This is a genomic window from Planomicrobium sp. MB-3u-38 (assembly GCF_002836425.1).
Lineage (GTDB): Bacteria > Bacillota > Bacilli > Bacillales_A > Planococcaceae > Planococcus > Planococcus okeanokoites.
In genome coordinates, this window is the sequence record NZ_PJBO01000005.1 from 46,479 (window position 1) to 70,924 (window position 24,446).

19 protein-coding genes are annotated in these 24,446 nt (G+C 38.1%); 13 read left to right on the forward strand and 6 right to left on the reverse strand.

Translation table 11 applies throughout. The features are described 5' to 3' along the window. Window positions 1-15 precede the first annotated feature (15 nt). The 7 genes from CXF70_RS03330 (at window position 16) to CXF70_RS03360 (ending at window position 10,519) form a co-directional block, all read left to right on the forward strand. Entirely contained in the window at window positions 16-642 is a 627-nt protein-coding gene (locus CXF70_RS03330; protein WP_101801559.1) for a DUF1643 domain-containing protein, read from the forward strand. 369 nt (window positions 643-1,011) lie between these two features. Next, complete coding sequence (locus CXF70_RS03335; protein ID WP_101801542.1) at window positions 1,012-2,409, forward strand: hypothetical protein; 1,398 nt, start codon at window positions 1,012-1,014, stop codon at window positions 2,407-2,409. A 197-nt stretch (window positions 2,410-2,606) separates the two neighbouring features. Continuing rightward, the gene (gene hsdR, locus CXF70_RS03340) at window positions 2,607-5,012 is read left to right on the forward strand and encodes an EcoAI/FtnUII family type I restriction enzme subunit R (protein ID WP_101801543.1); all 2,406 of its coding nucleotides are present in this window, start codon (window positions 2,607-2,609) and stop codon (window positions 5,010-5,012) included. 18 nt (window positions 5,013-5,030) lie between these two features. Beyond that, window positions 5,031-6,500: a class I SAM-dependent DNA methyltransferase gene (locus CXF70_RS03345; protein ID WP_101801544.1), complete on the forward strand. Its 1,470-nt coding sequence runs from the start codon at window positions 5,031-5,033 to the stop codon at window positions 6,498-6,500. Beyond that, on the forward strand, window positions 6,497-7,978 hold the full coding sequence (locus tag CXF70_RS03350; RefSeq protein WP_101801545.1) for a restriction endonuclease subunit S: 1,482 nt from the start codon (window positions 6,497-6,499) through the stop codon (window positions 7,976-7,978). Before CXF70_RS03345 ends, CXF70_RS03350 begins: the two co-directional genes overlap by 4 nt. Window positions 7,979-8,134: 156 nt before the next feature. Next, window positions 8,135-9,031 carry a tyrosine-type recombinase/integrase gene (locus CXF70_RS03355; protein ID WP_101801546.1) on the forward strand — a complete coding sequence of 299 codons (897 nt, stop codon included), beginning with the start codon at window positions 8,135-8,137 and terminating at the stop codon, window positions 9,029-9,031. Window positions 9,032-9,538: 507 nt separating this feature from the next. Beyond that, window positions 9,539-10,519 (forward strand): DUF5067 domain-containing protein, encoded by a 981-nt coding sequence (locus CXF70_RS03360; RefSeq protein WP_158241151.1) that lies wholly within the window; start codon window positions 9,539-9,541, stop codon window positions 10,517-10,519. A 342-nt stretch (window positions 10,520-10,861) separates the two neighbouring features. Here the strand turns inward: CXF70_RS03360 and CXF70_RS03365 are convergent, their stop codons facing one another. Both CXF70_RS03365 and CXF70_RS03370 read right to left on the reverse strand, forming a co-directional pair. After that, a complete protein-coding gene (locus CXF70_RS03365; protein WP_101801548.1) occupies window positions 10,862-11,692 on the reverse strand; it encodes a hypothetical protein in 831 nt (276 codons plus the stop codon). A gap of 82 nt (window positions 11,693-11,774) precedes the next feature. Beyond that, entirely contained in the window at window positions 11,775-12,392 is a 618-nt protein-coding gene (locus CXF70_RS03370; protein WP_101801549.1) for a recombinase family protein, read from the reverse strand. A 455-nt stretch (window positions 12,393-12,847) separates the two neighbouring features. Between CXF70_RS03370 and CXF70_RS03375 the strand changes: the two genes are divergently transcribed. Further along, entirely contained in the window at window positions 12,848-13,987 is a 1,140-nt protein-coding gene (locus CXF70_RS03375) for a zinc-dependent alcohol dehydrogenase (RefSeq protein ID WP_101801550.1), read from the forward strand. A 448-nt stretch (window positions 13,988-14,435) separates the two neighbouring features. On the opposite strand, the gene gndA is transcribed toward CXF70_RS03375, so the two are convergent. From gndA to zwf, 3 genes are read right to left on the reverse strand one after another with little or no spacing between them, the layout of a single operon-like run. Further along, the gene (gene gndA / locus CXF70_RS03380) at window positions 14,436-15,848 is read right to left on the reverse strand and encodes an NADP-dependent phosphogluconate dehydrogenase (RefSeq protein ID WP_101801551.1); all 1,413 of its coding nucleotides are present in this window, start codon (window positions 15,846-15,848) and stop codon (window positions 14,436-14,438) included. Next, the gene (locus CXF70_RS03385; RefSeq protein ID WP_101801552.1) at window positions 15,845-17,218 is read right to left on the reverse strand and encodes a glucose-6-phosphate isomerase; all 1,374 of its coding nucleotides are present in this window, start codon (window positions 17,216-17,218) and stop codon (window positions 15,845-15,847) included. The genes gndA and CXF70_RS03385 overlap by 4 nt, the downstream gene beginning before the upstream one ends. A 31-nt stretch (window positions 17,219-17,249) precedes the next feature. Beyond that, the gene (zwf, locus tag CXF70_RS03390) at window positions 17,250-18,767 is read right to left on the reverse strand and encodes a glucose-6-phosphate dehydrogenase (protein WP_233208529.1); all 1,518 of its coding nucleotides are present in this window, start codon (window positions 18,765-18,767) and stop codon (window positions 17,250-17,252) included. Between the two features lie 612 nt (window positions 18,768-19,379). Between zwf and hxlA the strand changes: the two genes are divergently transcribed. The 4 genes from hxlA to CXF70_RS03410 all read left to right on the forward strand — a co-directional run bounded on the left by hxlA (window position 19,380) and on the right by CXF70_RS03410 (window position 22,277). Further along, on the forward strand, window positions 19,380-20,021 hold the full coding sequence (gene hxlA, locus CXF70_RS03395) for a 3-hexulose-6-phosphate synthase (RefSeq protein ID WP_101190293.1): 642 nt from the start codon (window positions 19,380-19,382) through the stop codon (window positions 20,019-20,021). Window position 20,022: 1 nt separating this feature from the next. Then, window positions 20,023-20,577 carry a 6-phospho-3-hexuloisomerase gene (hxlB, locus tag CXF70_RS03400; protein ID WP_101190294.1) on the forward strand — a complete coding sequence of 185 codons (555 nt, stop codon included), beginning with the start codon at window positions 20,023-20,025 and terminating at the stop codon, window positions 20,575-20,577. 170 nt (window positions 20,578-20,747) lie between these two features. Beyond that, complete coding sequence (locus tag CXF70_RS03405; protein WP_101801553.1) at window positions 20,748-21,365, forward strand: cyclase family protein; 618 nt, start codon at window positions 20,748-20,750, stop codon at window positions 21,363-21,365. 60 nt (window positions 21,366-21,425) lie between these two features. Then, window positions 21,426-22,277 carry a Cof-type HAD-IIB family hydrolase gene (locus tag CXF70_RS03410; RefSeq protein WP_101801554.1) on the forward strand — a complete coding sequence of 284 codons (852 nt, stop codon included), beginning with the start codon at window positions 21,426-21,428 and terminating at the stop codon, window positions 22,275-22,277. Between the two features lie 15 nt (window positions 22,278-22,292). Here the strand turns inward: CXF70_RS03410 and CXF70_RS03415 are convergent, their stop codons facing one another. After that, a complete protein-coding gene (locus tag CXF70_RS03415; RefSeq protein ID WP_101801555.1) occupies window positions 22,293-23,279 on the reverse strand; it encodes a Gfo/Idh/MocA family protein in 987 nt (328 codons plus the stop codon). Between the two features lie 193 nt (window positions 23,280-23,472). Between CXF70_RS03415 and CXF70_RS03420 the strand changes: the two genes are divergently transcribed. Beyond that, complete coding sequence (locus tag CXF70_RS03420; protein ID WP_101190298.1) at window positions 23,473-23,826, forward strand: winged helix-turn-helix transcriptional regulator; 354 nt, start codon at window positions 23,473-23,475, stop codon at window positions 23,824-23,826. The last annotated feature ends 620 nt before the right edge of the window (window positions 23,827-24,446 follow it).

The window sequence follows — 24,446 nt, forward strand, 5'->3', positions numbered from 1 at the left end:
GAGAAATTGTCTGAAATGTACGATTTAGAAAAAGTAGATCAAACTGTAATTACTATTGATGAGGAAACTCTTCTAGAGGATATAGATGTCCGGTATTCTTTAACCATTCCATTTTTAGACCGAGGAGAAGGCTTATCAGTAGGTATCGTATTAATGAATCCATCAAAAGCCAACATGAATATATCAGATAGTACTGTTAACAAGCTAATAAAATTATTTTATGAATACCGGGTAAATAATCGCCAAATTAAAGATCTTACCATTTTTAATGTTTTACCGATCTATGCCAGTAATACAAAATTATCTATAAAAAAAATTAGGAATTTACATTTAGCAAATACTCTCGATGAAGTTCAAAAGCGTAATGAAACCAAGATAAAATTGAAAATGAAGAATAAAAGTCTAATAGTATTAGCTTGGGGGAAACCGGAAGTTAATACTATACCTAATTTACTTTATTACAAAGAAGTTCTGCGCATTGTTAATTTAGTTTCTACTTTACATAAAGATAATTTATATGTTTTAGACATTGAAAATGCTAAGAGCACTTTTACTGAGCATGGAGACCCGCGGCACGCTGGACGCTCTGTTACTTTAAAAGGTTTGAATAAGATAAAAGCCTCAGATTTGTTTGGTCTATAAAAACTGTAATTTCATTTTGAAGTCCATTGATTGACTTATTAGGTTACAGGGAACGATTGCTTGATAGTGTTTCTTCTTTATTTCACAATCGAGCAAAAGGAAGGGCATTGAAAAGCGTTTAAACGTTGTTGGCTGTCAATGTCTATCAATTGTAAGTTTCCAATAGTTACGAACATTTTGATAGGCTGTTTGAGTACAAAATATTTGTTTGGACAACAGAGGATTATCTATAATAATTCGTTTGCTCTGTATTGGCTTCCAGTAGGAAAAGTTACTTCTATTGATATACTTATTAACTAGATAACATCAAAAAGTCTTTTGAAACAGGTACAGGAACAGTTTATATTTCATAAAGATAGGGGGATTTTTATGCTGACTGGATTAATCGACTATAACGGTAAAACATATGTCTTTAAATTACACAAGGAATCCTTTGCTTTAGAAATTGAAGACACTGAAGAAAGGGAAAAGCTCCCCTTTTTAGGCGTAGCTTTTGGCTTTAATAAGGAACCTGGAAATGAGTTACAAAAAACCGGTACTCTAATCGCAAAGGATTTTGAAAAAGGAAAAGCAATTCATTTTCACATTAAAGATGTATACCAATCTGCGCCAAAGACATATAAAGCTTCTTTAATATCCTATATCGTATTTGACGGTGGAGAGACTTCTTTTGATGGCTTAGAAATACAAGCAGATGAATTAAATTGGTTTCACAATATCAGTCTAGCTTTTGAACACTACAAATACTTTGAAGATGGAGAAGGAGAGCTGAGACTAAAACCTTTTGACAAAACTACTGAAGAATTCGAATTTGATTTAAAAGATAAGTTGATAAAAGGAAATCTAAGTATAAGAAGAGATGTAACAAAAATTGCAACAAGTCCTCTAAAACTCAATTCAACTTTAAATTATCAGTTTGAAGATACTACAGATATTTCTATGGCTAATGATTTAGTATCTTTAACCAGACAACTACTAGAGTTTATTAGCTACAGAAAAAATTTGCATATTAATAAATTAATATTGAAGAAGAAGTTCGATCATGAGAACTATTCTATTGGAGAATTATATGTTAGATATCCTCAGCCAGAAGAAAAGGAAGAAGAAAAAATCATAAGAGAACGAATAATATCATACCCACTCTTAGGTTCTTCATTCACAAAGTTATTGGAAAAAATATCTCTGAAAAAAGTATACCTAAGACATATACCAGTAAATTATAAGTCTATAAACACGATTACTCCTGCAAGGTTTGTTATGGCAACTGCTGGGTTTGAGTGGCAATTCGAGATTTCTCACAAAGCCAAAAGTGAAGAAAATAAGCAGAAATACGAAAAGGAAAGAAACGAAGTTTTAGATTTTTTAAATGAAAAAATTGAAGAAACCACTGGCAAGAAGGAAAAGAAGTTCTTTGATAGTTCAAGAAGATTCTTTGAAAAAAACCAATCCCAACTAGCTGCTAATATAATGTGGGCATTAAAGGAATCTGATGAAGTTCTTAAAGATTTCATTGAAAGTGCATATACTATGAACGGCATTGAAAGCGAAGATTTCAAGCGTAATGTAATTGCTGAACGAATTCAAAAAGATCGCAACACTTTTGCACACGGAAATTTAAGCACAGAATTCAATAAGTTAATCGATATTGACTTATCAGTATTAGAATGGCTTTATTACGCTATGGTTTTAGATGATATTGGTGTCTCAAAGGAAAACGCAAGGAAATGTATAAATGACTTATTTCAACGCGGGTATAACTACCGGTAGTTTATTTATCGTAAAAGTAGGATTAAAAGATTGAATTCTTAGAAAGTTAATCTAACAAGGAAAACATTAGAGCCTTCTAATACAGAAGGCTTTTTATATTCATAGAATTTTATCAATGAAAATAAAGAAATGTATAATTACTCCTTTTTTATAGGTTAGAATGAAGTAAAGAGATTAACATTTTATTTTATCCTGACATGGTAAGAGGGAGGTTGAACGATTTGAAAAGTAAAAAAGAAATGACAGAAGAGGATATAAAAAATCGATATATAACCCCGGCTATCCAAAATGCTGGATGGTCAATTGAGCAGATGCTTTTCGAACATAGCTTCACAGATGGAAGAGTTATTGTAAGAGGAAATATCACGACAAGAGGTAGGCGGAAACGTGCAGATTATCTATTGATGCACAAAAAACATCTTCCAATTGCCATTGTCGAAGCAAAGGATAACAAGCAAGGGGTCGGTGCAGGTATGCAGCAAGGCATTTCCTATGCAGAGCTGTTAGACGTTCCGTTTGTCTACAGCTCAAATGGAGATGCTTTTGTAGAACACGATCGAACCACTGGTAAAGAGCGTGCCCTTCAACTGGATGAATTTCCGACAGAAGAAGAACTGTGGACACGCTATGTAAATTGGAAAGAACTTTCGGATAAACAGGAAAAACTGATTGAAGAACCGTATTATTTTCAGCTTGGTGATAAGACGCCTCGGTATTATCAGCGAGTGGCTATCAATCGAACGCTGGATGCTGTTTCTCAAGGTCAAAATCGGATTATGCTTGTGATGGCCACGGGAACCGGCAAAACTTATACGGCGTTTCAAATCATTTATCGCTTATGGAAAGCTGGTTTGAAAAAAAGAATTCTCTTTCTGGCAGACCGCAACATACTAGTAGATCAAACGATGACGAATGATTTTAAACCATTCGAAAAAGTAATGACTAAGATTGAAAACCGGAAGTTGGATAGCTCGTACGAAGTGTTTCTTGGTCTTTACCATCAATTGGCCGGGGAAGACGGAGAAGAACCATTCCGTCAATTCAAGCCCGACTTTTTCGATTTAATTGTTATTGACGAAGCGCATCGTGGTTCGGCAAAAGAAGAAAGCCGCTGGCGCCGAATTTTGGAATACTTTGATGGGCCGAATACAACTCACATCGGACTGACCGCAACCCCTAAAGAAACAAAGGATACCTCAAATATCTTGTACTTTGGAGAGCCGGTTTATACGTATAGTTTAAAGCAGGGAATCGATGACGGGTTTTTAGCGCCATACAAAGTTGTCCGAGTGGGAATTGATCGAGACCTTGAAGGATATCGGCCGGAAAAGGGAAAAACCGATATATACGGTAACGAAATTGAAGATCGTGATTATAATAGAAAAGATTTCGATAAAAAAATGATTATCGATGGACGAACAGAGATAGTAGCGAAGCGCATTACAGAGTTTTTGAAGAAGACTGATCGCTTTGCAAAAACTATCGTATTCTGTACAAACATCGACCACGCAGAACGGATGCGATCCGCATTGGTCAATTTGAATTCTGATCTCTATCAAGAGAATTCCAAATATATAATGCGAATAACGGGTGATAACGAAGAAGGGAAGGCTCAGCTGGATAATTTTATCGACCGTGCACTTCCTTATCCTACTATCGTGACAACATCTAAGCTTTTAACAACCGGAGTGGATGCGAAAACCTGTAAGCTCATTGTACTTGATACGAATATCGAGTCGATGACAGAATTTAAACAAATTATTGGTCGTGGAACGAGATTGGATCCTGAATACGGAAAAGAGTATTTTACAATTTTGGATTTCCGAAATGTGAGTCGTTTATTTGCAGATCCTGAATTTGACGGTGATCCTGTTCAAATCTTTGAAGTACCTAGCGGAGGAGAAATACCGAATCCAAATGATCCAGAGCCAAATCCAGGAGACGAATTGCCACCTGAAGGAACAGAAGGTAACGACAATCCTGACTTTCCTGGAGGAAACGATGGTAGATTCGGTAGCGGTGAAGGGTCGGGTAGAGCTTCTGTATACCGAGTAAATGATGTACCCGTTCAAATTGTTAGTGAACGTGTGCAATATTACGACAAAGATGGCAAGTTGATTACCGAGAATCTTATCGACTATACCAAAAATAATATTCGCAATGAATACGCGGATCTGGCAACTTTTCTGCGTTCATGGAAATCAGCAGATAAGAAAGTAGCTATTTTAGAGGAATTGGTTGAACAAGGAGTTTTACTGGATGCTTTACGTGACCAATACGATCATCTCAAAGAATTGGACGACTTCGACTTAATCTGTCATCTTGCCTTTGACCAACCAGCATTAACAAAATCCGAGCGAGCAAACAACGTGAAAAAACGCGGATATATTTATCAATATAAAGATGTAGCAAGGGAAGTATTAGAAATCTTACTTGATAAATATGCTGACGAAGGAATTAACGAATTAGATAGTACAGAAATTTTAGAGTTGCAAGAGTTCCGGAAATTCGGCAGCCCTTTAAAGATTGTCAAAGCGTTCGGTGGCAAAAAAGGTTACAATAAAGCAGTTAAAAATCTAAAAGAAGAGATTTATATCTCGTAAATAAGGAGTAACTTTTGAATGTCTATTACATCTTTTGTTAAAACTCTACAAAATATTATGCGTAACGACGCTGGGGTATCTGGAGATGCTCAGCGTATTGAACAGATTGTTTGGATGCTGTTCTTAAAAATATATGATGCAAAAGAAGAGCTTTGGGAATTTCACAATGAAGATTTCACTTCAATTATCTCAGAAGATTGCCGGTGGCGGAATTGGGCAGTTGATTTAAAAGACGGAGAATCCATGACGGGGGAAAAATTATTAACTTTTGTAAATAATGAACTATTCCCTGCTCTAAAAGCAATCGACGTGGATGAGAATACCCCAATCAGTAAAGCTATTGTAAAATTTGCTTTTGAAGATGCTTATAACTATATGAAAGATGGCGTATTGTTGCGTCAGGCAGTGAATGTTATCGACCAGATTGATTTCACAGATTATAAGGAGCGCCACGCCTTCAATGAGATTTATGAACAAATCTTAAAAGATTTGCAGGCGCAGCGCGCTTCGGGAGAATATTATTCCCCTCGAGCAACGACCGATTTCATTACCCAAATGATACAGCCACAGTTAGGTGAACGAATGGCGGATTTTGCTTGTGGAACAGGAGGCTTCCTAACTTCAACATTGAATTACTTAGAACCTCAAATCAAGACGGTAGAAGACCGAGAACTTTATAACCAATCAGTATTCGGCATTGAGAAGAAGGCGTTTCCTTACTTGCTAGCCATCACGAATTTGTTACTGCATGATATTGATGATCCAGTTATTATTCATGGAAATTCACTCGATAAAAATGTGCGTGACTACACCGATAAAGATAAGTTTGATGTAATTATGATGAATCCGCCTTATGGTGGCTCTGAGGTAGACAGTATTAAAATGAATTTCCCAATGGCGTTGCGCAGTTCTGAAACAGCAGATTTGTTTATGTCTACTATTATGTACCGATTAAAGAAAAATGGACGGGCGGGTGTAATCTTGCCAGATGGTTTCTTATTCGGAGCTGATAATGCGAAAAAAGCTATTAAAGAGAAGCTAATTAAAGAATTCAATCTGCATACAGTAATCCGTCTACCTCATAGTGTGTTTGCTCCCTATACATCAATCCGGACAAATATGTTGTTTTTTGATAAAACGAAATCGACAGAGGATGTCTGGTTTTATCGTTTAGACATGCCTGATGGGTATAAAAACTTTTCGAAGACTCGTCCAATTAAGTTAGAACACTTCGAACCAGCTATGGAATGGTGGGAGAACCGTACTGAGTTAAATGATGGGAAATACGATAAAGCTAGAAAATATTCAGTAGAAGAAATAACTGCTTTAAACTATAATCTTGATCTTTGTGGTTTTCCTCAAGAGGACGAAATTATTTTAGACCCTCACGAGTTAATGTCAACTTATATTGAAGAACGTACCCAAATAAATAATGAAATCGATTCTATTTTAGTACAAATACAAGAGATGCTCGGTGATGCAAAATGAACGCGCGACAATTAAAAAGCTCTATTTTACAGTATGCAATGCAAGGGAAATTAGTTGATCAAGATCTAGCAGAGGAATCAGTAAGTGTTTTACTGGAAAAGCTAGTTAAAGATAAAGAGCTATTAACTAAAAAGAAGCTCAAAGAAGGAGAAAGTCATTTCAGTTATATAAATGAAGAAGAAATCCCTTTTGAAATTCCTGATAGTTGGAAATGGGTGAGAGTAAAAGAGTTATGTGAAATTAATCCTAAAAATAGAGCTGCAGATGACATTGAAGCAGGATTTATTCCAATGAAACTTATTGAAGACGGCTTTTCTAATCAACATTCCTATGAAAAGAAAACGTGGGGGGAAATAAAAAAGGGCTATACACATTTTCAAAGTGGAGATATTGTAGTTGCCAAAATTACTCCTTGTTTTGAGAACTTAAAATCTGCAATTATAAGGGAACTTCCTAATAATATTGGTGCAGGTACTACAGAATTATTTGTATTTAGACCATACTCAAATCTGATAAACAAAAAATATCTTTTGTGGATTTTTAAAACTTCTTTATTTATAGAAAAAGGGGTTTCTAGTTTTAGTGGTACGGCAGGTCAACAGAGAGCTTCTAGAAATTTTATAGAAAACTATCTCGTACCTCTACCCCCTTATGAAGAACAAAAAAGAATAGTAGACAAAATTAATGTGTTAGAAGAAAAAGTCGATACCTATGGAGCTTTATATCAGCGAAATGAATTTATTCAAAAGAAATTTCCTTTCGATTTAGAGAGATCTATTCTTCAGTATGCTATGAAAGGTAAGTTGGTTTCACAAGATACTAGTGACAAATCGACAAGTATATTATTAGAAAAAATAAGAACAGAAAAAGAGAAGATCGAGAAACATAAGAGGTCCAAGAAAAAGGAATTTATTCAAATAACAAAAGAAGAAGTACCATTTGATATTCCAACTTCATGGGAATGGGTGAGGTTAAAAGAGTTGGGCTTTATTATTTCAGGTGGTACTCCGAAAACAGCTATTTCAGATTATTGGAGTGACGAAGGGTTACTATGGATAACGCCGAGTGACATGGGGAAAGCGAAAGACAAATATATAGCTGCATCTTCGCGGAAAATAAGCGAAAAAGGATTGGATTCTTCATCTGCTCAATTAATTCCTGGAAATTCTATTGTATATTCTAGTCGGGCTCCTATTGGGCATATTAATATCGTCGAAGAACAATATGCTACAAATCAAGGGTGTAAATCTATTCATCCTTTAAAAGATTATGTAGATATTGATTTTCTTTATTACGCCTTAAAATTCATGACTCCATGGATTCAAAGGAAAGCTACGGGAACTACTTTCAAAGAAATATCTGGCACGGTATTTGGTGAAAGTGTAATTCCATTCCCACCACTTGAAGAACAAAGAAGAATAGTTAAAAAAATTGAAGAGTTGATTCGAGTGACAAATATACTCCGGATAAAAAATTGATTTGTTCTATCAAAAACGATAGTTTATAAGAGTCAGAGAAGAAGGCGTGAATTTTCTTCTCTGGCTCTTTTGCTTTGTCCCATTACTTTTTTCAAAATCAATCTATCATAAATGTTGTTTCACAATGATTTTGAAAAGAAATGGGGAGGCAGAAAAATGACGGATTTCAAATTGGCAACTCACCAGGACACTCTGGAGAATCAGAAACGTTACCACAACAGAAAAATTCATATTGAAAAGAAAATGGAGGAAATCCCAAAACAATATGAGGGCGATATTCGGAGATACAAGAACTATTGCGGCAGCACAGCCCAAGTAGTTGGCGCAGAGGCGATGCTTGATTATTTGTACATCTCACTGACTGAACAGCAAGTTAAGAAAACAACGTGGGAACGCCGGCTGGCAGCTATTAGAAAGTACTTGAGTGTCATTCATAAAATAGATCTCAAAGGAGAAGCTGGCGTGGCATATGAGCTTTCGGGGATACGGAAAATGTACCAAGAAGATCAATACGCTCATTTGACACAAGTTCGAGGAAAGTCGGCCCTGAATAAGAAAGAGTTGATGGATAGGCTCCATTGTCTCCCGATAAGAGCAAAGGCGATTTGTCTCGTCAATCTAGTAACCGCCAACAGACCTAGCGAAATGGTGCGGTTAAAAATAAGTGATTTCGATCTGAACAACAAATGCGTGCATGTTTATTTGAAAAAGCAAAAAAGATGGCATACTAAGCGGCTCACGCCGGAAGTTATCCGTGCAATCGACGTTTATATTCGTGAATACGGTCTTAAAGCAGATAACTACTTCGTGGGGAGAGTGTATAAGAATGGGCGCTATGAAAGCACTGCAATTAGTGAAATAGGCTATGGTAAAGCTTTGAAGCGATGGACAGGTATTACTGGATACAATTTCAGGAAAAGCCAAGTGGTGGCCATGCATGCGGCAGGTGCAGATTTACCGACTATCGCGCAGCAAACAGGCCATAAATCACTTGAAACGTTAATGCAGCATTATCTCACTGTATCCGAAGTAACCATAGACAAGTATTTATAAACACAGTATTGACGTGATTTAAAAAATTTAAAATAGGATAGGGCTGCAGTATTTTTGGCGGCAGCCCTGTCGCATTTTACAACCAAGATATTTACTCATTCAACTACCAGTATTAATATTTTTTGCTTTGAGAGATACTTCAACATAGGGTTTAAAGAAGTCCAATAACCAATTTATAAAAAGGTTTCCGGGTTTCTTAAATTATATATTGATTTATTGCAGGTACTGATAGTATCGCGATATCTAAACTAAACATCTTTTAAATATTCTTCAATTCCAAGTTTCACCCAATTTATCTGCATAAAGTTCAATAACCTTTTAACATAATGAAAGCTTTTCATTATTAGATATCTTCAACAAGTATTACAGAAGGATTTTCATAGCTTTATAATGGTCTTTTTTATTGTAAAATTGGAAGAAAAAAGATTTTTAGTGATATAATTAGTCCGGTATATCTTAATGAAAAATATTACAAATGAAATTACTAATCAAAAGGGAGTGATAAAATTGAAGAAAATTTCTTTAGTGTTATTAAGTGCAATATGGGTATTGAGTGCCTGTTCTTCGGATGCGACTACTGAGACAACGGAAGAAGCAGTTTCAAAAACCGAGACTAACGTAGTAGATGAAAAAAGTAAATCTTATAATATGAGTAGCATGGAGTACTCAATTCCTGAAAGTTGGAATGAAGAAGTATCTGGTGAAAATTTGAAATATTATTACCCTGAAGATGGTATGTTAATGGTTAGTCATGATGAGATAGACGGAACTATTTCCGATGATGTTACAAGAGCGAGTTTCATAGATGGCGTTACTTCTTCTTTTGATTCATTCGATTTAATCTCGGAGTCAGAAATAGCCGTAGCTGGTACAACAGCATATCAGTACAATTTTGATATTGTGTTGTCCAACGAAGAGTATAAAACGTCTTTAATTACTTTCGATCATTATGATGGAATAAACAGCTTGATGATGGCTACGGTATCAAATTCAGAAAAAGATTATAGCAGTGAATTTGAAAACATACTTAGTTCGATAGAATTTACAGATGAAGCTAACAAAGAGGTAGAAGAGAAAGCAGTTGAGGAGTCTATTGGAAACCAGATTGTTTTAGGAGAACCTATAGAATTAGGTGAATACACATTAACTATTCAAAAATATAGCCTGGGCATTGATTATGAAGGGAATAATGCTTTAATCGTTGAATACGACTGGGTCAATAATTCGGAAGATTCAACTTCTCCATTCATGACATTTATGTTAAAAGGGTTCCAAGATGATGTAGAAACTGATGATGTAATAATGGTTGAGGGTGTGGATTTAGGAATTGGACAAAAAGAAGTAAGACCTGGCGGGCTAATCGAAGGTGCCCAAAGCACAGTCGGTATATCTGATATAACCAAGCCGCTAGAATTGGAGCTAGACGAATTATTCTCATTCAATGGCACTCCTTATATAGCAGAGATTGATCTATCCACGTTAGAATAATTTAAATAGAAAAGCCTCACATCCTTGCGCCAAGTAAGAAGTGTCAAGAAAACACAATACCCCAATAATAGGGTTATTTATGTACCCTATTATTGGGGTGTTTTATGTATTGGATATTTTTATGACACAAATTTTTAATTTGTAAATGTGGTGAGACACTTTATGAACGTTCACTTATTTCTTGCACTCTTGCAAACACTTTATTATAGAAGAAACAGCATCAAAATATGTTATTGCGAATCCACTGAGACTTATTGTAATTTCGTCGTGCTGCAGAGGAGTTCCAGTCATATGTATACGGCAACTTAAAATTGAACTACCACAGCAATTTAATACTTCATTTTATATGACTGTTTGAGATTTATTAACGGTATGTAACTTAATCACTTTAAAATTTTCATCACAGAGAACAATTACTTCTTTATACCGATTACTTAAGACTACTTCAATAAAGGGTTCGTTAATTTCAAATCTGGTTCCCCTCAAATCCGAAGTATTGATACCGGTAAATTGAGAAACTTGTTCTTTTATACTTTCCCAATCAATTTGTCCAGCATTAATATTTTTGTGCGATTGTCCAGATTTATTTTTATAAGCTTGTATAAGCGCATAAATACCACTTATGCCTCCAATCAAAGTAGAAACTTCGAGTATGAAATTAAAATATACACTACTAGCGCCTTTTTCATATATTACGGTCTCATTTGATATCAATTGAGCTTCGAAGTTTTTACTATTAAAAAGTCTCGCCAGTTCTTCTACTTCTTCTTCATCAAAAAATTCAAGTGATATATATATTTGAACTTTGCTACCTGATTCTTCGGCCCCATTATAGAGAGGAACTTCCTTATTATTATTGAAATTCTTTTCAAGAGACGGTTCTCTACCTTTAGAAATATTCTCAAAAAACTCATGAATATACTCAGAACTCATTTCATCTTCTTTAGTGGCTACTAAAACAATATTTATGTACTCTTCTTTCGGGGTCCTTTCAATTTTAATAAAATACCCATCTCCTTTAACAGTGGAAAGCATATTATGAAGTTCTTCTTCTAAAAAAGAATTGTATACAGAAGAATTATAATCATTGCTATTAATTAGAACGGTTTCAACAGGTTTCATTTCTTCTACATCCCAATACTGATGATATATGTCTACATATATTTTTTTCATGAAAACTCCTCCGTCACATTTATCCTTATATAACCTATTAGTAACATCAATTTACGATAAATATTTTTATAAGTTTCTTCTATTATATTGTGTTGGCTGTTTCTTCTTCGAGTGCTTTTACTAATTTATAAAAACTGGTCTTTTTCACTCCGGCTTCCTTCATGGCTTCCACTGCTGTTAGCTCTCTAGCTTTCCATTTTCTATAAACTTCTTTAAATTCCTCTGAAACAACAACAGGGGACCGGCCAAATTGTATGCCATTTTGCAAGGCCAAGTCGATTCCTTCACGCTGCCGTTTCCGGATGCGTTCCCGTTCCTCTTCAGCCATCCAGGAAAGAATCTGTAAAACAAGATCCGCAATAAATGTCCCCATGCTATCTTTATACTGGGTCGTATCGAGTAACGGCATATCCAGCACGACAATATCGGCTTCAATATTTTTCGTGAGATCATTCCATTCCTGGAGGATCTCTTCTTTATTCCGGCCGAACCGATCCAACGAATGGATATACAAAATGTCGCCTTTCCGGATAACCCGTTTTAGCAATTGATAATTTGCGCGTTCAAAGTTCTTTCCACTTTGCTTGTCCAAATAAATGTCTCGTTCAGTGATGCCCATTTTCCGCATGGCTTCCAATTGGCGGCCTTCATTTTGATCTTTGCTGCTGACGCGTATGTAACCAAATTTACGATGTTCCATAATTCACCTCTATAAACGATTGTTTCCTCTCATTATACCTGAAAAGCGTTCGTAAAAGTGTGTGCAAATTGGCGAACGTTCGTAAAGTCATTTGACACGTTTACGAACGCTCTTTTTGGTCATTTTCAGCCCTTTTTAAAGCGTTCGTAAAAGTGTACTTTTACGAACGGTTCTATTTTCGTTGTTGTATAGTTAACTAATTCTGGATTGATTATAATTAGGAGAAACGCATTGAAATGTATATAGGAAGTTAAATGCCCCATATAAAAAAACTTTTGAAAATGCAGAAGAAATTGATAGAAACTGATTATGCGTCTTAAATGAACCACCGTGTGCCGAAGGGTACGCATGGTGTTGTGAGAAGCCGAGAGTAAATCACTGTTTTCTGATTAATAAGTTTATTTAAATAGAGAAAGGGAAAGGAGACTGTAGTAAGATGAAATGGAGGGATAAAGATGAAAGCCGTAACTTTTCAAGGCGTGAAGGACATGAAAGTGAAAAACGTGAAAGATCCTGAACTTGAAAAAAAGGACGATATCATTGTAAAAATTACTTCAACCGCGATTTGTGGATCAGATTTACATATTTATCAAGGAGCTTTACCTGCCAGAAAAGATTATGTAATCGGCCATGAACCGATGGGAATCGTAGAAGAGGTAGGACCAGAAGTCACCAAGGTGAAAAAAGGCGACCGGATTGTACTGCCGTTCAATGTCAGCTGTGGGCAATGCTTCTATTGCAACCATGATCTGGAAAGCCAGTGCGACAACTCAAACGGCAACCCTCATTTTGATACGGGTGGCTACTTCGGATTTACTGAACGCTACGGTAGTTACTCGGGCGGTCAGGCAGAGTACTTGCGGGTTCCTTATGGCAACTTCATGCCGTACGTCATTCCGGAATCCTCAGAACTTGAAGACGAGTCGTTGCTTTTCTTGTCGGATGTTCTGCCAACCGCTTGGTGGAGCGTGGAGAATGCAGGAGTAAAACAGGGCGATACGGTCGTGGTACTCGGTTGTGGACCGATTGGCTTAATGACACAGAAATTTGCCTGGATGAAAGGCGCCAAACGCGTGATTGCAGTTGACGAAGTTCCATATCGCATGAATCTGGCGAAAAAGATGAATAACGTAGAGGTATTCGATTTCAACCAGTATGACAATATGGGTGCATACATTCATGAAATTACAAGCGGCGGTGCGCGTGTCGTTATTGACTGTGTAGGGATGGACGGCAAAAAATCCACGGCTGAAGCAGTCCAGCAGAAACTGAAGCTGCAAGGCGGAACACTTAGTGCCATCGATATTGCCAAAGATGCCGTCAGCAAATTCGGCGTTATCCAGCTGACCGGTATCTACGGTCTTACGTACAATATGTTCCCACTCGGCAATATGTTCGAACGCAACGTGACGATGAAGATGGGACAGGCACCGGTTATTCATTTGATGCCGATGCTGTACGAAAAAATTGAAAACGGTGAATTTGATCCGCGTGAAATCATTTCCCATATAATGCCGCTTGAAAAAGCAAGCGATGCTTATAAGATTTTCAATGACCATACGGATGATTGTACGAAAGTCATCCTAAAACCGTAACCCCATAAATAAATGGAGATTTTATACGAACAAACGCCCCAAATGTTTAGGGGCGTTTGTTTTTTTGCCGAATTTACCGGTTCGCTTGCTCTTGTAGGAATGCATCGAGCGAGTGCTATCATTTTAGATCTGCGGTAGTTTATCAACTTAAAAATAATCAAAATAGCATACCCTTTAGCAGATTGGTTCTTTTAGGGATTCCGCCCCTTTTAACGGTAGAATTTTTTCATAGAGTTAAAGTTTCAAACATAAAAAGATGATTTTCCTGAAGGATCCAGATTCCAGATAATTGTTTATCGACAATTAAAATCTATTGGAGAAGGCGTCAATGAGCATGGAGGCTGCAATGTATTCAAAAAAGCCCGCTGGAAAACTTTCTTTTTCCAACAGGCCTTTCAGTCTGATTACGTGATGTTCTAACAAGCTTCTACATACTTATTGTTTCTGGTTATTTTACTTGCCACTCGGTGTGGAAGAAACCTTCTTTGTCTACACGCTGGTACGTATGGGCACCAAAGTAATCCCGCTGTGCCTGGATTAAATTGGCTGGCAATGTCTCAGAGCGATAGCTGTCATAGTAAGCCAATGCGCTTGAAAAAGCGGGCGCCGGAATTCCTTGCTGAATGGCCAGCGTCAGCACTTTTCGTAGAGAATGCTGATACTCCCCTATAATCTCCTGGAAATATGGATCAATTAATAAGTTAGGCAGTTCGGGATTGCCGTCAAATGCTTCTTTGATCTTTTGCAGGAATTGCGCCCGGATGATGCATCCTCCACGGAAGATCATGGCAACGTCCCCGTAAGGAATATTCCAGCCATACTCTTCAGATGCCGCACGCATTTGGGCAAAACCTTGGGCATACGAGCAAATCTTACTCATGTATAAGGCTTTGCGGATGGCTTCAATCATTTCTTGGGAGTCGCCTGCCTGTTTTTTCGGTTCAGGGCCTTGCAGAATTTTGCTTGCCGCGACCCGTTCTTCCTTGACCGAGGAAATAAACCTTGCGAAAACGGACTCTGTGACGATTGGAAGGGAAACACCTAAATCCAACGCGTTTTGGCTTGTCCATTTCCCAGTCCCTTTCTGTCCGGCCACATCCAAAATCTGATCAACAAGCGGCTTCCCGGTATCTTCATCCCGCTTGTTCAAAATATCGGCGGTAATTTCGACAAGGTAACTGTCAAGCTCCCCTTTGTTCCAATCCGAGAATATAGTGGACATTTCTAGGACAGAAAGGCCAAGCGCGTGTTTCATGATGAAATAGGCTTCGGATATCAATTGCATATCCCCGTATTCGATGCCGTTATGGACCATTTTGACGTAATGGCCAGCTCCATCAGGACCCATATAGGCACTGCAAGGAGTGTCATCTACTTTTGCCGAAATTGCTTCCAGAATAGGTTTGACTTGTTCATATGCTTCTTTCGGTCCACCGGGCATGATGGAAGGACCGTTGCGGGCACCTTCTTCTCCGCCGGAAATTCCGGCGCCTAGAAAGTGCAAGCCTGCTTCTTGTAATTTTGCTGTTCGCCTATTCGTGTCTTCAAAAAACGAATTTCCTCCGTCTATTAGAATGTCCCCTGATTGAAGGTGGGGAAGGAGGGATTCAATGACCGAATCCGTCGTGTCTCCAGATTTCACCATCAACAAGATTTTGCGGGGGGTTTCCAATGAAAGGACAAACTCTTCAACACTGTATGCTCCCAAAATCTTTTTTCCTTGTGCTTCTTTTTCAGCTAATTCGTCGATTCGGTCTGTCCAATAATCATAGACAGATACAGAATAACCTTTACTCTCCATGTTCAGGGCTAAGTTTTTTCCCATTACCCCTAAACCGATGACTCCAATTTGCTGCTTCATTGTATTTTCACCTCATCGTTTTGTGAGTTGCCAGACGGCAACAGCCGATTTTCCAGCTTTTCTCTTTCTTTTTCAAATCCTTCTTTGCCAAGCAATGCAAACATATTGGTTTTATATGCCTCTACTCCTGGTTGGTCAAATGGATTGACACCGAGTAAAGTGCCGCTGATCGCGCAGGCTTTTTCGAAGAAATAAATCATTTCGCCAAAGGTGAATTCATTGAGTTCGTCTAGCTCAATGACCAGATTCGGCACACCTCCATCGACATGGGCAAGGGAAGTTCCAAGTGCCGCTTTTTTGTTCACTTCATCCATCGTTTTTCCTGCTAAGAAGTTCAACCCATCCATATTGGCTGGATCTTCTTGTATGACAAGATCGAGGGAAGGTTTCTTCACTTGCAAAACTGTTTCAAAGAATAGACGGCGCCCTTCCTGCACATACTGCCCCATTGAATGTAAATCAGTGGAGAAATTGACAGAAGCGGGGAAGAGTCCTTTTTCATCTTTCCCTTCACTTTCCCCGAAAAGTTGTTTCCACCATTCTGCTGTAGAAAGCAGGCCAGGCTCGTAGCTTACAAACAGTTCAATCGATTTTCCTTTATTATAAAAAATATTCCTTACTGCGGCATATTGGTAGCTTTCGTTTGTAGCGAGTACAGGATTGTTGTATTTGTGGTAAGCAGCTTTTGCCCCCTGCATCACTTGGTCGATATTAAGCCCGGCTACAGCCATCGGAAGTAAACCGACTGGAGTCAAAACGGAGTATCGTCCTCCGATATTATCAGGAATGACAAATGTTTCGTATCCTTCTTCAACTGCAAGATTCCGAAGCGCGCCTTTGCTCCGGTCGGTTGTGACATAAATTCGGTTTCCGGCTTCTTTTTTTCCATACTTTTTTTCCAGAAAGGTGCGGAATATCCGGAATGCTAAAGCGGGTTCAGTGGTCGTGCCTGACTTGGAGATCACATTGATTGAAATGTCTTTCCCTTCCAGTAGCTGAAGCAAATGTGTGATATAAGCTGGGCTAATGTTATGTCCGGCAAAATAAACTTCCGTATTTCCTTTAACTTGGTTATGGAACGTATGCGATAAGGCTTCTATTGCTGCCTTGGAGCCTAGATAAGAGCCGCCGATGCCAATCACAATCAGCGCATCTGACTGTTGCTGAATTCTTTCGGCAGCCAGTTTCACCTGGAGAAACTCTTCTTTATCATAGTTAATCGGCCAGTCGATCCACCCCAAGTAGTCAGAACCCGGTCCTGTCTGCTGGTGAAGTTGGTTATGCGCTTGTTTGACAAATTCGCTAATATTTTCAAACTCGCTATTCGTCATAAACGATAATACATTGGTGAAATCAAATGAAACGGGCATGTAATCTCTCTCCTTTTGAATGAACTATTTTTTACCACCACTTCGATTGATCCGTCAGCAATAACTCATTTGCCATTTCTGGACCTGTTGAACCGGCTGGATAAGAATATAAAGGCAATAACTCCTCTTGGTAAGCTTCTAATAGTGGTTGAATCCACTTCCATGATAGTTCCACTTCTCTCCAATCGGCAAAGAATGTTGAATTGCCGCACAGTGCATCATAGAGCAGAAGTTCATAAGCTTCCGGTTGATCTTTTGAGTTTGTTGTAAAATTGATCCAAGCAGGCTTGTAGCGATTGCTGGAAGGATTTTTTAAGTTAACGCGCAGCGAAATGCTTTCGTTTGGACTGATTTCAAGAATCATCAGATTTGGAGCCGTTCCTTGCTGTGCATTGGAATCCATCAGCTTGTTTTCAAATTCAATAACAATCTGTGTCGACTTCAGTTTCATCCGTTTGCCTGTTCGTATATAAAAGGGAATCCCCTGCCAGGATGGATGATTGATAGAAAGGCGAGCTGCAAAAAAAGTATCATTCGTTGAGGAATCATTAACCCCCGCCTCCTCTTTGTAGCCAATGACAGGGTTGCCCTGAACCTCTCCCGGACCATACTGGCCGCGGACAACGCTTTGGTATGCTTTTTCTTTCCGGATGGATTGGAGAGAGGCAATAATGTCTGTCTTTTTCACTCGGCCCTTATTTTCCATGAAGTTATCCGAAAGATAGACAGCTGTCATTGTGACCAACTGAAGAAGGTGGTTTTGAACCATATCCCGGATGGCTCCTGCCTTATCATAATAATCAGCCCGGTTTTCTACACCTACAGTCTCACTTGCTGTAATTTGGACATTTGAAATTTGTTTATGATTCAACAAAGATTCCAAAATCGGATTCGCCAAGATCAAGGTTCTTAGATTTTGTACCATAGGTTTCCCTAGGTAGTGATCAATTCGGTAGATCTCCTCTTCACGGAACACGTTGCCCAAATTCTCATTTAATTTTCTGGCTGTTTTTAGGCTGTTTCCAAACGGTTTTTCAACAACGAGGCGTTTCCACCCGTTGTTTTGACTGATTCCGCTTTTACTAAGGTTGGACGTGATAATATCAATTAAGCTGGGGGCCACAGACAAATAAAACAGCCGATTTTGAGGAATACCCAACTCGTTTTCCCTGTATTCAATAAGTTCGCGCAGTTTGTAGTAAGACTCTTTTTCTGTCGCATCAAAGCTGCAATACCGAAATTTCTCTAAAAAAGCTGGCAAAGATGAAGCGTGAATGGACCTTCTGGAATATGCGTAAAGTGCTTTTTCCACTTTAGACTGAAATATTTCATCTGAACAATAGTCTCTCCCCAAACCAACGATCGAGATGGTTTCGGGTAACTTCCCGTCCAGGTATAGATTGTACAGAGCAGGAAATAACTTGCGTTGTGCTAAATCTCCTGTTGCTCCGAACAAGACAAATGTCATGTTTTGCAGGGGCCGTTCTTGTTTGATTTCAAATAAATCATTTTGAAAATTAAATTCTTCAAGCAGATTCTCGGTGTGCATATGTTAAAACCTCCTACTTTTAAAATCATGTGTCTCTGGCATGACTGATAATCGCAACAGGTTTTAGTATAATGACTCAAAGTTTTTTATGTAAGTACGCACTTTATAAACATATACTTACAAAAAGTATACTGTCGCAAGGGAAAGAGGAGGAAATTCACCAGGGATCCGGTTCTTAAAAACTTATCTGATATACAAAATATCTCTATCATGAAATATTTTTTAGAAGTTAAGGAATTTAGGATTTTTTGAGGGAGAAATAACAAAGGTTAAATCCCATTATCGAAAGTAATCTATTGCAAAAAAGTTACAATAGCTCATTCGGATAAGAAACAAGTAATTGATTTTCAAACTGGATAAGTCGTGTTGAGTGTTTAGTGAAAAGGAAAAAGTGATTGGATTATCTTAAAGCGGTCTTAATAGAACTATAAAGTTAATCAGATATATTAGGAAATAAATGCATATATATGAAATTAAACAGATTACCATTGTGATAGGCGCCGACAGTATACTTTTTGTCAGTATGTGAAATTAAAGTGCGTACTTCACAACAATGCTTGTAGGTTTTACACTAAGTTAGAATCAAAAATACGACAACAAGGAGAATGACGTATGAAATTACAATTAGCTTTAGACTTAGTAAACATTCCACAAGCAATCGAAGTGGTTAAAGAAGTAGAGGCGTTTATCGACATCGTTGAAATCGGAACGCCAGTCATCAATAAAGAAGGTCTTAAAGCTGTCGCAGAAATAAAAGCAGCTTTCCCTAACCTGGAAGTTCTTGCAGATGTGAAAATTATGGACGCTGCAGCTTATGAAGTATCAAATGCTGCTGCTGCAGGAGCAGATATTGTTACGATTCTTGCTCAGGCAGAAGACTCATCCATCAAGGGCGCAGTTGAAGAAGCGAAAAAACAAGGTAAGAAAATCCTGGTGGATATGATCGCCGTAAAAGATATCAAAACACGGGCCGCAGAGCTTGATGAACTTGGCGCGGATTATATCTGTGTCCACACAGGCTACGATCTGCAAGCGGAAGGGAAAGATTCGTTCGAAGATCTTCGTACAATCAAAAGCGTCGTAAAAAATGCCAAAACTGCTATTGCAGGCGGCATCAAACTGGAGACATTGCCGGAAGTCATTAAAGCACAACCGGATTTAATCATTGTCGGCGGTGGAATTACAAGCAAAGAGAACAAGGGCGCGGAAGCGGAAAAAATTCAAAAGATGATGAAAGAAAGTGTGACGGCGTAATATGAACACGGCGGGCTATACAGACGAAATACTGGCTGAATTGAAGCGGACCACTGCTCTCATTGATGATGAGGAAGCCGAAAAGGCAGTGGACGGCATCCTGCGTGCAAAGAAAATATTTGTGGCAGGCGGGGGCCGATCCGGCTTTATGGCTAAGGCATTTGTGATGCGTATGATGCACGTAGGCCTGGATGCGTATGTGGTTGGAGAAACGGTGACACCGAACCTGGAAGTCGATGATATTTTCATTGTCGGTTCTGGTTCCGGGGAGACCCAAAGCCTCGCAGCCATGACGAAGAAAGCCAAAAGCATCGGTGCAACCATAGTGGCTGTTACTACAAACCCTGAGTCTACAATAGGCAAACTGGCGGATATTCGAATTGAAATACCGGCACAAGCAAAAGGGGAGGGCACTAGTGGCAAATCGATTCAACCGATGGGATCATTGTTTGAACAGTCGCTTCTTGTGTTTTATGACGCGGTGATTTTGAGATTCATGGATAAAAAGGGACTCAAATCCGATGTCATGTATGGCAGACATGCGAATTTAGAATAGAACAACGAATAAGCTTGAGTTTAAGATTTTTTAAGCTCAAGCTTATTTTTAATTGTTTATCAAGCTTGAACTTTTTTGCACCAAAGTATTTTCATTGGACAACTGTATAAATAGCATGCGAAGGTGAAGGTATCATTGAAGACAATATTACTAATGGAAGGTTGGATTACATGAAAATGTATGATGTAACAGGGGCGATCTATGAAGGCATGACCGTTTACAAGGACAAACCGGAAAAACAGCCAAAAATCAATCAGCAGACAAACGGCTATGTTACGGAAACGCGGCTGGATCTGGATGTGCACACCGGAACGCATATCGATGCGCCGCTTCATATGAATGTGGATGGAGAGACATTCGAATCGCTTTCGCTGGACAGTCTTGTAGGGCCTTGTCAAGTTCTCGATTTGACGGCAGTAAAGAACGGAATTTCAAAAACGGACTTAGAAGGATTCAAGCTTCAAAAAGGAGATTTTATTTTATTAAAAACGAAAAACTCGTTTGAGGAAAAGTTTAATTTTGATTTTGTCTATCTGGCAAAAGATGGAGCAAGCTATCTTGCTGAGTTAGGGATTCGCGGGGTTGGAATAGATGCGCTTGGAATTGAAAGAAGCCAAGAAGGGCATCCGACGCATAAAACCTTATTTGCAAACGACATCATCATCATAGAGGGCCTGAGATTGAAGGAAGTGGAGCAGGGACAATACTTTATGGTTGCCGCGCCTTTGAAATTAGTAGGTACGGAGGCTTCACCTGCGCGAGTATTGTTGTTTGAAGGATTAAGTTGAATTTTTCTGTTTCAATCATTTTTCCATGAAAGATAAAACATAATTGTAAGGAGAGAGCCTATGTATAAATTGGTCGCGATCGATCTCGATGGGACATTGCTCACAGACGATTTAATGATTTCACCAAATACAGTAACCGCTATTAAAAAAGCGGTGGAAGCGGGGACAATTGTTACGATTGCTACGGGCCGCATGTTTTCCTCTGCGAAACTCATTGCCCTGCAGTTGGGTATAAATGTACCGCTCATCACATATCAAGGTGCATTGATCAAGGATGTTAATGAAAAAGAAGTAATATATGAGCGCACTGTTCCTCCCGATATTGCACAAAAGTTAATCGAAATTTCTCGTGAGAAAAAATTACATCTACAAATATACCAAGATGATATTCTCTACAGTGCCGTAGAAAATGACAAGCTGATTGCTTATTCTGAAGCAGTTAAAGTGCCCTATAGGATAGAGCCCAATCTCATCAAGCTTGCCCAAAAAGGCGTGACAAAACTACTTTTTATCGAAGAACCAATCGTCCTCGATTACTTACAAAATGAATTGCAAACCTTATTCGGCAAGTATGCTCACATCGCAAAATCAAAAAAACACTACCTTGAAATCACCCATCCCGAGGCAAACAAAGGTAGTGCCCTATTATGCTTAGCGAAAAAACTTGGTATAGACCGTTCAGAAATAATCGGTATTGGTGACAACTATAATGACATCGAACTTATTGAGACAGCCGGTCTCGGTATAGCAATGGGAAATGCCGTAAAGGAAGTGAAAGCTATGGCTGATTATACGACCTTTACGAACAATGAAGAAGGGGTGCTTCACGTATTAGAAAAGTTTATTTTAGAGCCAGTGAATACTTCCAATTATATAGAAGAAAAAAATTCTGATTCGCTTCCGACGACCTGATCAATTGAAGACCGTTTACTTGGAATCACTTGGATAGGACAGGCCGATTTCTTGGCGGACTTTATCCATTACGCACATGGTGGTATAGGAGTTTTCAAACGAATTAACAAGTGACTCCGTTTTCTTTTGGCTGATTAAATCGATAAACTCTTTCACTTCATAATACATAGCGGGCTGAGGTTGTTCTACTGTCACTGATTCAACAGTGCCATCGTTGTAATGAATGTCCACTTTTTCGGCTGAATGTATTTTATCAATCACCATAATTCCTTTTTCCCCTTGGATTTCGCTTGGTAAAGTGGAATTTGTGATTTTTGAATAAATGATAACCGCATCTTTGTCATCATATTTCAATAGGACACTTCCTTCGCCATCTATACCGGAATCCAGGATAAGACCTGTGGCCTTTATTTCTTTTGGCTCGCCGAACAGTAAAATGAGCGGGTATAAACAGTAGGTGCCCAGATCCATCAATGAACCGTTCGCAAAATTTGGATTAAATGCATTTAATACTGTTCCTTTTTTGTATGCATCATAACGCGATGAGTACTGGCAATAGCTAGCAAAGTATCTGCGGATAGGGCCGATTTTGTGCAGATTATTTTGAATGGCCTTAAAGTTTGGAAGCAACGTAGATTTCATCGCTTCCATAAGCAGCACATTATGATCTTTCGCTTCTTGAATCATTTTCGCTGCTTCTGCTGCATTGGCAGCCATCGGTTTTTCACATAATACATGTTTGGAGTTTTTTAAAAACAAGACGGCTTGGTCAGCATGGAATGAGTTGGGTGTGGCAATATAAACCGCATCGATTTCATCGCTGACTGCCATTTCTTCCAAGTCAGTAAAAATTTTAGTTATTCCATATTGACTGGCAAATTCCTCTGCTCTTTCCAACGTTCGGGAATAAACGGCTGCTAATTTAAAATTCTCAATCTCTTTTGCCGCTTCAAGCAATCTTTCTGTAATCCAATTAGTACCCACTATGCCAATTCGTATCATTTTTTATCCTCTTTTCTGTTTTTATTGCATTATCGCCCACAATTGCAAAGACATTATTCCAATGCTAAAAAATTTACTAACCATTCTATATCTAGTATAATTAGTAAGTTACATTAATTATAGTACTGACTTTTTTATCACATAGTATCGAAAAGTATATGATAGAAATATAACAAGGAAGGAAAGAAAATAGATGCCTAATTTAGGAGAGAAAGTTTTTAATTGTGAAAAAGAGCTGACACTTTCCATCATCGGAGGAAAGTGGAAAATGCTGGTGCTATGGCATTTAGGAAAAGAAGGAACTAAACGTTTTGGGGAATTAAAAAGTCTTATGCCAGGCATCACGCAACGGATGCTCGTGAATCAATTGCGTGAACTTGAAGATCATTTGATTGTCCACCGGGAAGTATACCCTGTGGTTCCGCCGAAAGTGGAGTACTCACTTACCGAACAAGGAAGAAGCCTTATTCCAATTCTTGATTCCATGTACGAATGGGGCAAAGAATACATCGAGCAAAACTTGGATCAGCAAATAGAAAACAACTAAGTTAGTTGGTATTTAAAAATAGCTGAATAAAATAAAGCGGATTTCAGTAAAATGAAATCCGCTTTTTTAAAATGGAGTTTCTTATATAACAATTTTTATTGACACTTCATTAAATATTGGATTGACGTGTCGAATCAATGGAAGTTTTCAAGGTAGAACTTTAGAAAATATCATGAATGCGATGAAATACTGTACTCAGTACAGGAAACCGGTTTATTTAGATATGCCACTTAGAATTAATCCAGCACTGATTTCCAGGCAGATGGAACCTTACTGATATTTGGATTTGTGATTTTGTACCGGAAAATTTATAAAGAGATTTTCTCTTCAAAATCAGTTTACATATCATGAGGTTATCAGAAGCTATTCAAATACAGAGGAGAGTAAAGATGCATTGACCATTTTGTCTTTAAAAGTGTAATTTTACGAATGGTTGTGCTTAATTCTCTAAGTATATCTTAAGAAAGAGAAAGGAATTAAGATTTTAAGATACCAAGAGAGTTATGAGAAGCAAATGAAATATGAGTTTGAATATTGGTTGAAAAAACTAAACAAAAAAGACATTCTTTGCAGAATGCCCCGGCTTGCAAAAAAATATTTTTTATAGGTTTTTAAAATAT